The organism is Herbidospora sakaeratensis (assembly GCF_001570525.1).
Lineage (GTDB): Bacteria > Actinomycetota > Actinomycetes > Streptosporangiales > Streptosporangiaceae > Herbidospora > Herbidospora sakaeratensis.
In genome coordinates this window covers 93,183-103,589 of the sequence record NZ_BBXC01000027.1, presented here as the reverse complement: position 1 = coordinate 103,589, position 10,407 = coordinate 93,183, and the positions used below count along the sequence as shown (strand labels likewise).

Below are 10,407 nucleotides of genomic sequence, written 5' to 3'. Positions count from 1 at the left end.
GCCCCGCCTCACCGCCCCGCCTCACCGCCCCGCCTCACCGCCCCGCCTCACCGCCCCGCCTCACCGCCCCGCCTCACCGCCCCGCCTCACCGCAGCCCGAACCGATCCCGCCGGCCTACCCCGAACCGGCCGGCCCCGCCCGCCGGTGGCACCTACCGGCCGCCGGCCTCCGCGCCCTCGTGGGGCAGCACCAGCGGCGACGGGTTCGACGACCCCGAGCCGCCTCGTCAGGGCAGCGGGTCGACCTGGTCGACCGGTGAGGCGGCGGGCTACCAGATGCTCGCGGCGCAGCCGTCCTGCAACGACTTCTCTACCGGCGCACACCAGACCGGACGAGGTGTTTCGGCACCCGCCTCTGCGACCCGGCGTCATGACTTCCGCGAGGTCAGGGCGTCCAGCGGGCGCGGAGCACTCCGTCGGGGTCGGGGAGCACGGCGGCCATCAGGGGGTGGTACTCGTCCTCGTAGAAGGAATTGATCAGCACCGCGCGGGCGTCGGTCAGGATGGCGCGCAGCTCCGTGTAGTGGGCCTCGCTGACCACCAGACTGTCGATATGGCCCTGCGGGCTCTGCCAGATGATTTCGCTGACGCCCTCGTCGGGAAGACCGGCCAGTGCCGCCTCCACGTCCGTCGACAGGTCAGGCCAGACCAGCAGTCTGGCCCTCGGGGTGAGCTTCGCCCGGATCTCTGCGATCTCGTCCACGGTTGTGATCCGGTGCCAGTGCGAGGCGTTGCCGACGTAGAGCTCCTCCAGCACCACCGCGCCGCGCCCCGCGACGAGTGCCCCCAGGTCGGCCCAGAAGGCCGCGTCGGCAGGGCGTCGTCGTGCGGGATCGGCCTCGTCGAGTTCCGGGTCGTACGGCGACCGGCCGAGGGGCTCGGCGAACAGCCCTCGCCGGTGGGTGAACGTCACCGCCTCCGCGCACGGCAGCGCGCTGCCGACGTAGACGTACTGGTCGTAGCCCACATGGACGAAGAACCGGCCCTCGGCCTCGAGGCGGCACCAGGCGCCGTTGCCGCGCAGCATCGCCCTGACCAGCTCCAGGGCGACGTGGACGGACACCTGCGCGCCGTCGTGGTAGCCGGCCAGGTCGGGCGGGAACAGCCCGGCCAGGCCGTGGCCCTCGATCGGAGCTTCGACGCCGAACTCGATGAAGCCGGTCACCGACGGTTCCCGGATCGTCAGGCGGGTGACGCCGGTCTCCCGGGCGAACGCGGCCACGGCCTCCAGATAGGCCGCCTCGACGGGGCCGTGATCGCTGCGCACGTCCTCGGGACCGGCGTAGTGGCCGCGCTCGTCGCGGTCTGCCGGGTCGTACTTCGTGATTCGGTGGACATAAACCAGCGAGCGCCCCACCCTGGCCTCCCGCGTTCACGTACAGAACGAAAAGGGCCCCGCTTTCAGCGGGGCCTTTCCTGATGCCGGCGTCAGCGCTGGAACCTGCCCCGCACGTGCACCGGCACCCCCTTGCCGAGCAGGCCGGGAAGGATCTCGGCCACGTGCATGGGGAGCCGCACGCAGCCGTGCGAAGCCGGGTAGAGGGGGACCGACAACGCGCCGTGGAAGGCGATGCCGCCGTTGAAGAAGATCGGGTTGTAGAGCTGGCCCAGGTAGGACTTGTGCCAGCCGTCGCGGCGCCACGTCGTCTTGAAGTTCCCCGTGGGGGTGCGGGCGTCGCCGGTGAACTTCTGGCGGGTGCCGTTCCACGTCGCGTATTCCACGTAGGGGATGCCGCTGCCGCTGGAGATGTGCGAGATCAGCTTGATCTGGCCCTTGACGTACAGGACCAGGATCTGGGTCGTCAGGTTGACCTCGGCGCGGGTCGGCTTGCCGTTGGGCACCAGCACCTTCGGGAGTTTGGGGTTCTCCAGGGCGCGCCAGGTCTTCGCGGCGATGGTGCTGGTCGGCTTGATGCCGTTGACCTTCTGGAAGGCCCAGACGGCCGACTGCGTGGAGCCGCCGTAGCGGCCGTCGATCTTGCCGGGCATGTATCCCAGTTCCCGCAGCCGCGTCTGCAGGATCTTGACGACGCTGCCCTTCGCGCCGAGTTTCAGCGTCTTGCCGGGTGAGACCCAGGCAGATGCGGTCTGTACGGTCTGCTGCACGGCCACCGGCGCCGCCATGGCCGGCGGTGATATCGCTAGCACGGCCCCCGCCGTGACCATAGCGGCGGCGACAGCCAGATGCTGCCGAACCCCCATTGCTACCAACCCCTCCAAATGTGCACAAGCTCGGGTCAATGGACCATAACCCAAGGGCCGATTGGTCCAAATGGGGGGCGTGGTGTCGTTATCAACACGCCATGTCCCATCCGATCTGTTTAGAGTTGGCGCGTGCCAGAAAAGTTGCCGCCGAGCGCTGTCCACATCGCCGGAATCCTCCGGGCCCATGGGGCCACCGGGGAGATCGTCCTCCTGGAGGACGCGGCGCCGACCGCCGCGACGGCCGCCGCCCAGGTCGGGTGCGAGGTCGGCGCGATCGCCAACAGCCTGGTGTTCGACGCCGACGGCGCTCCGCTGCTCGTGCTGACCAGCGGCGCGCACCGGGTCGACACCGGCCTGGTGGCGTCGTTGATCGGGGTGGCGAAGGTCCGCCGGGCGTCCCCCGAGTTCGTCCGCGAGCACACCGGGCACCCCATCGGCGGGGTGGCCCCTATCGGGCATCCGGCGCCGGTGCGCACCCTCATCGACACCTGGCTCGGCAAGCACCCCGTCGTCTGGGCCGCCGCCGGACACCCCCACACGGTCTTCCCGACGACGTTCGACGAGCTCGTCGCCCTGACCCGGGGTTCACCCGCCGACGTGGCGTGATCGGCTAGGGTGCAGGGGATGATCGAGATGCGCCGGGTGGGGCCCGAGAGCTTCACCTCGGAACTGCGCACGGTCCTGGGCATCTACACCGCCGCCATGCGCCCGCCGCCCGACCAGTTGTCGGGGCGGCTGGCCATAATGCGCAACCACACCACCTACCCGGCCTTCGCCGGGGTGCTGGCCACGACCGAGGCCGGCGAGATCGCCGGGTTCGCCTACGGCTTCCACGGCGCCCACGGCCAGTGGTGGCACGACGTGGTCAAACGGTCCCTGTTCGAACGCGCGGGTCCCCTGGTGGCCGACGACTGGTTCGGCGACGCGCTGGAGCTGGCCGAGATCCACGTCCACCCCGACCACCAGAGCAAGGGCATCGGCCGCCGCATGATCCACACCATGTGCGCGGGCCGCCCGGAACGCACGGCCGTCCTGTCGACCCACGACGCCCCGACGGCGGCCCGCCACCTCTACGCGAGCCTCGGCTTCTACGACCTGATGACGGCCTTCGCCTTCCCGGGCGGCTCAGAGCTCTACGCCATCGCCGGCGCCCGCCTCCCCCTCGGGCCGCCCGCCTAGCGCCGGCCCCGCCAAAGCCCGGGCTCGCCTTGCGACACTGGCCCAGAACGGCCCCCTGCCCGCCCGGCGCGGGCGTCTGTCGTCCCGCCGCTCTACCGCTCCACCTCGTCCAGGGCCGCAGTGATCCTCAAGACGGTTACAAGATCGCTTTGGCAGCGTGGGGCGGGTCAGGTTCTCCGCACCCAAGGGGTTCACGTGAGCGATTTCGCCTCTTCCGCCCGCCCGCTCGACGAAAGCGAGCTCGCCGAGATCACCGGCGGCCACGCCGCCGACTACAACTGGGCGGAGTACGACTGGCGCGACGCCGTGATGTGCGCTCTGCCGTAGTCACGCGAAAGGCGGGGCCGTCGTCGAGACGGCCCCGCCTTTTCGTGTGTCAGAGTGCCGGGACCGCCGGCATCAGGGCCTGGTAGACCTCGCGCGTCGCGTTCGACCGGTTGAACGTGATGAAGTGGATGCCCGGCGCGCCCTCGTCGAGGAGGCGGCGGCACAGTTCCACGCCGTGCTCGATGCCGAGCTTGTAGACGGCGTCGGGGTCGTCCTTGACCTTCTCGAAGCGTTCGGCCACCTTCGCCGGGAACGGCGCGCCCGACAGCTGCTCGGAGCGGGCGATGGTGGCGAACTTGGTGACCGGCATGATGCCGGGGATGATCGGCGTCTCGCAGCCCGAGGCGGCGACCCGGTCGCGCAGCCGCAGGTAGTCGTCGGCCTCGAAGAACATCTGGGTGATCGCGTAGTCGGCGCCGGCCCGGCACTTGCGCACGAAGTAGTCGACGTCGGACTCGACCGACGGCGACCTCGGGTGCTTGTAGGGGAAGGCCGCCACGCCCACGCAGAACTCGCCCGACTGGCGGATCAGCCGGACCAGGTCTTCGGCGTAGTGCACGCCCTCGGGATGGGCGATCCACTCGCCCATCGGGTCGCCGGGCGGGTCGCCCCGGACGGCCAGGATGTTGCGCACGCCCGCGTCGGCGAAGCGGCCGATGAGGTGGCGCAGTTCGCGGACCGAGTGGTTGACGGCGGTGAAGTGGGCGACGGGCGTGAGCGTCGTGCTGTGGGCGATGCGTTCGACGATGTCGACGGTGCGGTCGCGGGTGGAGCCCCCCGCGCCGTAGGTGACCGAGACGAAGGTCGGCTTCAGCGACTCCAGTTCCCGGATCACCCGCCAGAGCTGACGTTCCGCCTCGGGTGTCTTCGGCGGCATGAACTCGAACGAGAACGACCGCTCGCCCGCCGCGAGCAGCTCCCTCACGGTGGCGACACGGTCGGGAAAGCGTGAGGGGAGACCCAGAGCCATGCGGCCAAGGTTACTAGTCTCACTGGAAAGACGGCAGAAACCGCCTTACGGGATGATCAAATCTCGGATCACCAATCACAACCACCCCGCCAGATGAACGAATCGATCACCGGCATATACCCTCATTACATGACAAATGCCACCGCGCCTTTGGACTTCATCCGCCCCGAGGTGGATCGGGCCCTCCAGCGCTTCGTCGACCGCCGCCGGACGGCGTTCGACGACCCCGACCTGACGGCCGTCCTCGGCACGGTTCGGGACTTCCTGGCCGGTGGCAAGCGGCTGCGTCCGGCCTTCTGCTACTGGGGCTGGCGGGCCGCCGGAGGGGCCGACGACCCGGGCGTGATCTCCGCCGCGTCGGCGCTGGAGCTGCTGCAGGCCAGCGCGCTCGTCCACGACGACGTGATGGACTCCAGCGACATGCGGCGCGGCATGCCCTCGGCGCACCGGCGCTTCGAGAAGCTGCACGTCGACTCCGGGTGGCACGGGTCGGCGGTGCAGTTCGGCGAGGGCGCGGCGATCCTGGTCGGCAACCTGCTGCTCATCTGGTCGGGCGAGTTGTGGCGGACCTCCGGCCTGCCCGCCGAGAGCCTGGCGGCCGCCCAGCCGGTCTTCGACCACATGCTGACCGAGCTGATGAACGGCCAGTATCTCGACCTGCTGGCGCAGGCCCACGGCGAGAACTCCTTCGAGAGCGCCCGCCGGGTGGCCCTGTTCAAGAGCGGCAAGTACTCGGTCGAGCACCCGCTGCGGCTCGGCATGATCCTGGCGGCCCAGTCGCGCGAGGCGTGGATCGACCAGGTGTGCGCCGGTTACGGGCAGAACGTCGGCATCGCCTTCCAGCTGCGCGACGACGTCCTGGGCGTCTTCGGCGACCCGGCCGAGACCGGCAAACCGGCCGGCGACGACCTGCGCGAGGGCAAGCGCACGATGCTCATCGCGCGCACCCTGGAGCTGGCCTCCCCCGCCCAGGCCCGTTCGGTACGCGCCCTCGTCGGCGACCCCAAGCTCGACGCCGAGGGCGTGGCCACCCTCCGGGCCGTCATCGAGGACACCGGCGCCCTCGCCTCGGCCGAGGAGCTCATCACGACGTACGTGAAGGAGGCCATCGCGGTCCTCGACGCGGCCCCCATCGAGGCCGAGGCCCGCGAGGCCCTCAAGGCGCTGGCCATCGCGGCGACGACCCGCCGCAACTAACCCCGCAGACGGCGGGCGAACTCCCCGGCGGCCGCCTTCGGGTCGGCGGCCTCGGTGATCGCGCGCACGACCACGACCCGCGTCGCGCCCTGGGCCAGCACCTCGTCGAGGTTGCCCAGGTCGATGCCGCCGATGGCGAACCACGGCCGGTCGGAGGGCAGGCCGGCGGCATGGGCCAGCAGCGGCAGGCCCGGGGCCGGACGGCCCGGCTTCGTCGGGGTCGGCCAGGTCGGGCCGCAGCAGTAGTAGTCGACGCCCGGCTCGGCCGAGGCCGCGGTGGCCTCGCCGGCGGCGTGGGTCGAGCGGCCGATCAGCATCCCGGCCCCGACGATCTCGCGGGCCACCGGCACCGGCAGGTCGTCCTGCCCGAGGTGGAGCACGTCGGCCCGGGCCGCGTAGGCGATGTCGGCGCGGTCGTTGACCGCCAGCAGCGCGCCGTGCCGGTCGCAGGCCGCGCGGAACACCTCGAGGAGCGCGAGCTCCTCCCGGGCCTCCAGGCCCTTCTCCCGGAGCTGGACGACGTCCACCCCGCCGGAGAGCGCCGCGTCGAGGAACTCGACCAGGTCGCCGCGCTCTCGGCGGCCGTCGGTGCAGAGGTACAGGCGGGAGTCGGCGAGTCGGCGCCGGGAGGGGTCAGTCACCCGCCCCACGATGCCATGGGCCCGCTAGAAGCCGAGAGCCTGGGCCCTGCGCTTCACTTCCGTGTGCCTCCCGGCCTTGATGGCGTCGATCGGGGCGCCGGGAAGGGACTCGTCGGGCGTGAAGAGCCATCTGATCGACTCGACCTCGCTGAAGCCCGCGTCGGCGAGCACGGTCAGCGTGCCGGGAAGGCCCTTGATCACGTCGTCTCCGGCGATGAACACCGCCGGGATCTGGGGCTCGCCTCCGCCTCTGCGGGCGCCCACGAGCTTCTTGTCCTTGATGAGCTGCTTCGCCCTGCCGATGCTGAGCTGGAGCTTCTTCGCGACTTCCGAGAGAGGGAGCCACTCCCCCACGAGCTGGTCGGTGTCTCGGTCGATCTGCGCAACTGTAAGCGTCACGAATCCACCATTACCACACGGTCGCCACCATGAAACACCCAGTTTACGCCACGGTGCAGTCTCGAAGGGTAACGCTTGGGTCGGCGAGGCGGCCGGCGTCGAGCCTTTGCCGTCCTTCGACGAGACGTCGGCCTTGCACCAGATCGCGCGGTCTGTCGACCGTGAGGATCGCGGCCAGCCGGTGGTCGTGGGTGAGCCAGCAGGCGGCCCACTTGGCGTCGGTCTCGGGGTCGCCGCGATAGACGAGGCGGGCGCCGTGGTGGTGGCCGGCGTACTGGACCATGCGGCCGAACTGCTCGGACCAGAAGTAGGGCACCGGGTCGTAGACCGCGTTCTCGCCCATCAGGGTCGCGGCGGCGGTGTCGGGGGCGCCCAGGGCGGTGTCCCAGTGCTCGACGCGCATGCGGCGGCCGAAGCGGCGGCTGTACCAGTTGGCGCAGTCGCCCACGGCGACCACGTTGGGCACGAAGCTGCGCAGGTGCTCGTCGACCAGGACGCCGTTGTCGAGCTCCACGCCGGAGCCGTCGAGCCAGGCGACGTTGGGGCGCACGCCGACGCCGGTGACCACGACGTCGGCCGCGATCCGGTCGCCGTTCATCAGGGTCAGGCCGTCGGGGTCGACGGTGCCGACGGGGGCCTCCAGGACCAGTTCGACGCCGGCCTCGGCGTACCAGGGGATCATGTGGCGGCCGATCGGGAGCACGGTCGCGACCGGGGCGTCGGCCGCCTCGACGACCGTGACCCGGCAGCCCGCGCGGGCCGCCGCGGTGGCCGCCTCGGCGCCGATCCAGCCCGCGCCGATGATCGCCACGCGGGCGCCCTCGACCAGTTCGGCGCGCAGGGCCAGGGCGTCGTCGATGGTGCGCAGGACGTGCTGGTGGCCCTCGCCGCGCAGGCGGATCGGGGTGGCGCCGGTCGCGACGACCAGGCCGTCGAAGGCGATCTCGCCGTCGGTGGTCGACAGGACATCGTCGTGCAGCCCCTTGGCGGCGGTGCCGAGCAGGAGCCGGACGTCGAGCGCCTCGAGGTCGGAGTCGACCACGGTCGAGTCGGCGTCGCCCAGCAGGACCGCCTTCGACAGGGGCGGGCGGTCGTAGGGGCGATGGGGTTCCTCGCCGATGAGGGTGATCCGGCCCTGGTACCCGTGAGCCCGCAAGGCCTCGACACTCCGGACGCCGGCCAGACCGGCGCCCACCACCACGACGTGATCCACGAGTAGACCCTAGATTGCCGACGGGCTCACCCGCCAATGGAGATTCGGTAACGAATTGAGTAAGTAGCTCGCACAGCGTGGCTATTCCGTGTTGTGCGAATCAGATCAATTCGCATTACTCTGGACAAAGACGCGCGGGAGTCCGGCTGACCGGGCTGAGAGGGGAACTCCACAGGTTCCCGACCGCTATCGAACCTGATCCGGATCATGCCGGCGAAGGGAGCGCGGATGAACGCTTCAGACGTGTTCGTGATCGGCGGCGGCATCGCCGGCCTGTCGATCGCCTGGCGGGCCGCCACGCGGGGCCTCACCGTCACGCTGGCCGACCCCGACCCGGGCGCGCGGGCGACCCACGCCTCGGCGGGCATGCTGGCGCCCGTCAGCGAGGTCACCTACACCGAGGAGCCGCTGCTGCGGCTCGGCCTCGCCTCGCTCGAACGCTGGCCCGCCTTCGCGGGCGAACTGGAGGCCGCCGGCGGCATCCCCGTCGACCTGCGCGGCGACGGGACGATCGAGGTCGCGTACGACGCCGACGACCTGGCCCAGCTCGACGAGCTGGCCGCGTTCGAGGAGAAGCTCGGGCTGCGCGTGGAGCGGCTGACCGGGCGGCAGTGCCGCCAGGCCGAGCCGATGCTCTCGCCCAACGTGCGGGGCGGGCTGCTGGCCCGCGACGACCTGTGGGTGAACCCCCGGCGGGTGGCCCGGGCGCTGCAGCAGGCGCTGCAGAACGCGGGCGGCCGGATCGTCAGGGAGCGTGTCACCTCGGTCGACGGCCTGTCGGCCGGGCACGTCGTGGTCGCCGCCGGGGCCTGGTCGCCGAGCCTGCTGCCCGGCCTGCCCATCCGGCCGGTCAAGGGGCAGATCCTGCGCCTGCGCGGCCCGCGCGGCTTCCTGACGAAGTGCGTGCGCGCCACCGTGCGCGGCTCGGAGGTCTACCTGGTCCCCCGCGACGACGGCGAGATCGTGGTCGGCGCGACGATGGAGGAGCTCGGGTTCGACACCCGGGTGACCGCCGGCGGGGTGTACGAGCTGCTGCGCGACGCCCGCGAGATCGTCCCGGGGATCACCGAGCTCGACCTGGCCGAGACCTTCGCCGGACTGCGGCCCGGCACCCCCGACAACCTCCCCTACGTCGGCCGGCACGGCGACGTGTGGGTGGCGGCCGGTCACCACCGGGCGGGCGTGCTACTCGCCCCGCTGACGGCCGACGCCGTCGTGGCCGGTCTCTTCGGCGAAGCCGATCTCATGCCCGAATGCTCCCCCGCGAGGATCTAGATGCGCATCACCATCAACGGCGGCCCCTGCGACCTCGACGACGGGGCGACGGTCACGGAGGCCGTGCACAGACTGACGGCCCAGGCCACCGGGATCGCGGTGGCCGTCAACGACGAGGTGGTCAGCAGGGGCGCGTGGGACGCGACCGTGCTGGCCGACGGCGACCGGGTCGAGGTTCTCACCGCGGTCCAGGGAGGCTGACGGAACATGGACGATCCCCTGCTGATCGGCGGCGAGGAGTTCGGCTCGCGGCTCATCATGGGCACCGGCGGCGCGCCGTCGCTGGAGGTGCTCGACCGGGCCCTGGCGGCCTCGGGCACCGAGCTGACCACGGTCGCGATGCGCCGGCTCGACCCGGCCTCCCGAGGGTCGGTGCTCGACGTGCTGCGCGACCGCGGCATCAAGGTGCTGCCGAACACCGCCGGGTGTTTCACGGCGGGCGAGGCGGTGCTGACCGCGCGGCTCGCCCGGGAGGCCCTCCATACCAATTGGGTAAAGCTCGAAGTCATCGCGGACGAACGCACGCTGCTGCCCGACCCGATCGAGACGTTCGACGCGGCGGAGCGGCTGGTGGCCGACGGGTTCGTGGTGCTCCCCTACATCGGCGACGACCCGATCCTGGCCCGCCGCCTGGAGCAGGCGGGCTGCGCGGCCGTCATGCCCCTCGGGTCGCCGATCGGGTCGGGACTGGGCATCCGAAACCCCCACAACATCGAGCTCATCGTCGAATCGGCGCAGGTGCCGGTCATCCTGGACGCCGGCATCGGGACCGCCAGCGACGCCGCGCTGGCCATGGAACTGGGCTGCTCAGCGGTGCTGCTGGCCACGGCGGTCACCCGGGCGCAGAAGCCCGACCTGATGGCGGCGGCGATGCGCGGCGCGGTCGAGGCCGGGCGCCGGGCGTTTCTGGCGGGCCGAATTCCGCGTCGGCGATATGCTGAGGCGTCCTCGCCGGGGCGACCGTTCCAAGACGGGTAAACCTTCCTGTTTCGGTCTCGGTT

The 10,407-nt window shown here is 71.3% G+C and carries 13 protein-coding genes, 1 pseudogene and 1 riboswitch; of the genes and pseudogenes, 8 read left to right on the top strand and 6 right to left on the bottom strand.

The annotated features are described in order from the left end of the window. Nucleotides 1-260 (top strand): annotated as a pseudogene (locus AW271_RS41760) (hypothetical protein); the annotation flags it as partial. A 125-nt stretch (nt 261-385) separates the two neighbouring features. Here AW271_RS41760 and AW271_RS36355 read toward each other — a convergent pair. Beyond that, entirely contained in the window at nt 386-1,357 is a 972-nt protein-coding gene (locus tag AW271_RS36355; RefSeq protein WP_218008263.1) for an RNA-binding protein, read from the bottom strand. A 71-nt stretch (nt 1,358-1,428) separates the two neighbouring features. Beyond that, nucleotides 1,429-2,124, bottom strand: coding sequence for a L,D-transpeptidase family protein (locus tag AW271_RS36350; protein WP_245653370.1), 696 nt, complete (start codon nt 2,122-2,124; stop codon nt 1,429-1,431). A gap of 210 nt (nt 2,125-2,334) precedes the next feature. Here AW271_RS36350 and AW271_RS36345 point away from each other — a divergent pair, with 210 nt between their 5' ends. From AW271_RS36345 to AW271_RS43015, 3 genes are all read left to right on the top strand, one after another. After that, nucleotides 2,335-2,811 (top strand): YbaK/EbsC family protein, encoded by a 477-nt coding sequence (locus AW271_RS36345; protein ID WP_062342577.1) that lies wholly within the window; start codon nt 2,335-2,337, stop codon nt 2,809-2,811. A gap of 18 nt (nt 2,812-2,829) precedes the next feature. Beyond that, a complete protein-coding gene (locus tag AW271_RS36340) occupies nt 2,830-3,384 on the top strand; it encodes a GNAT family N-acetyltransferase (protein ID WP_174553142.1) in 555 nt (184 codons plus the stop codon). Nucleotides 3,385-3,579: 195 nt separating this feature from the next. Next, complete coding sequence (locus AW271_RS43015; protein ID WP_275935793.1) at nt 3,580-3,711, top strand: hypothetical protein; 132 nt, start codon at nt 3,580-3,582, stop codon at nt 3,709-3,711. A 49-nt stretch (nt 3,712-3,760) separates the two neighbouring features. Here the strand turns inward: AW271_RS43015 and metF are convergent, their stop codons facing one another. Then, the gene (gene metF, locus AW271_RS36335; RefSeq protein WP_062342575.1) at nt 3,761-4,681 is read right to left on the bottom strand and encodes a methylenetetrahydrofolate reductase [NAD(P)H]; all 921 of its coding nucleotides are present in this window, start codon (nt 4,679-4,681) and stop codon (nt 3,761-3,763) included. Nucleotides 4,682-4,810: 129 nt separating this feature from the next. Between metF and AW271_RS36330 the strand changes: the two genes are divergently transcribed. Next, the gene (locus AW271_RS36330; RefSeq protein WP_062342597.1) at nt 4,811-5,878 is read left to right on the top strand and encodes a polyprenyl synthetase family protein; all 1,068 of its coding nucleotides are present in this window, start codon (nt 4,811-4,813) and stop codon (nt 5,876-5,878) included. Here the strand turns inward: AW271_RS36330 and thiE are convergent. Genes thiE through AW271_RS36315 form a run of 3 tightly spaced genes read right to left on the bottom strand, consistent with a single transcriptional unit; the run spans nt 5,875 to nt 8,131 of the window. Then, complete coding sequence (gene thiE, locus AW271_RS36325; RefSeq protein ID WP_062342573.1) at nt 5,875-6,519, bottom strand: thiamine phosphate synthase; 645 nt, start codon at nt 6,517-6,519, stop codon at nt 5,875-5,877. The genes AW271_RS36330 and thiE overlap by 4 nt on opposite strands. Nucleotides 6,520-6,543: 24 nt before the next feature. Further along, complete coding sequence (locus AW271_RS36320; RefSeq protein WP_062342571.1) at nt 6,544-6,918, bottom strand: Rv2175c family DNA-binding protein; 375 nt, start codon at nt 6,916-6,918, stop codon at nt 6,544-6,546. 43 nt (nt 6,919-6,961) lie between these two features. Next, nucleotides 6,962-8,131 carry an NAD(P)/FAD-dependent oxidoreductase gene (locus AW271_RS36315; RefSeq protein WP_062342569.1) on the bottom strand — a complete coding sequence of 390 codons (1,170 nt, stop codon included), beginning with the start codon at nt 8,129-8,131 and terminating at the stop codon, nt 6,962-6,964. A gap of 124 nt (nt 8,132-8,255) precedes the next feature. Beyond that, a riboswitch (TPP riboswitch) is annotated at nt 8,256-8,370 on the top strand. Between AW271_RS36315 and thiO the strand changes: the two genes are divergently transcribed. The 3 genes from thiO (at nt 8,360) to AW271_RS36300 (ending at nt 10,384) form a co-directional block, all read left to right on the top strand. Beyond that, nucleotides 8,360-9,406, top strand: a complete 1,047-nt coding sequence (gene thiO / locus AW271_RS36310; RefSeq protein ID WP_062342567.1) for a glycine oxidase ThiO — start codon at nt 8,360-8,362, stop codon at nt 9,404-9,406. It overlaps the preceding riboswitch by 11 nt. Further along, nucleotides 9,407-9,607, top strand: coding sequence for a sulfur carrier protein ThiS (gene thiS / locus AW271_RS36305; RefSeq protein ID WP_062342565.1), 201 nt, complete (start codon nt 9,407-9,409; stop codon nt 9,605-9,607). A 6-nt stretch (nt 9,608-9,613) separates the two neighbouring features. Next, on the top strand, nt 9,614-10,384 hold the full coding sequence (locus AW271_RS36300; RefSeq protein ID WP_062342560.1) for a thiazole synthase: 771 nt from the start codon (nt 9,614-9,616) through the stop codon (nt 10,382-10,384). Nucleotides 10,385-10,407 lie beyond the last annotated feature (23 nt).

What these genes read in the sequence shown, in the direction of transcription:
- metF (WP_062342575.1), bottom strand. Translation starts at nt 4,681, where the DNA reads ATGGCTCTGGGTCTCCCCTCACGCTTTCCCGACCGTGTCGCCACCGTG.
- AW271_RS36350 (WP_245653370.1), bottom strand. Translation starts at nt 2,124, where the DNA reads ATGGCGGCGCCGGTGGCCGTGCAGCAGACCGTACAGACCGCATCTGCC.
- thiO (WP_062342567.1), top strand. Translation starts at nt 8,360, where the DNA reads ATGAACGCTTCAGACGTGTTCGTGATCGGCGGCGGCATCGCCGGCCTG.
- thiS (WP_062342565.1), top strand. Translation starts at nt 9,407, where the DNA reads ATGCGCATCACCATCAACGGCGGCCCCTGCGACCTCGACGACGGGGCG.
- AW271_RS36330 (WP_062342597.1), top strand. Translation starts at nt 4,811, where the DNA reads ATGACAAATGCCACCGCGCCTTTGGACTTCATCCGCCCCGAGGTGGAT.
- AW271_RS36340 (WP_174553142.1), top strand. Translation starts at nt 2,830, where the DNA reads ATGATCGAGATGCGCCGGGTGGGGCCCGAGAGCTTCACCTCGGAACTG.
- AW271_RS36300 (WP_062342560.1), top strand. Translation starts at nt 9,614, where the DNA reads ATGGACGATCCCCTGCTGATCGGCGGCGAGGAGTTCGGCTCGCGGCTC.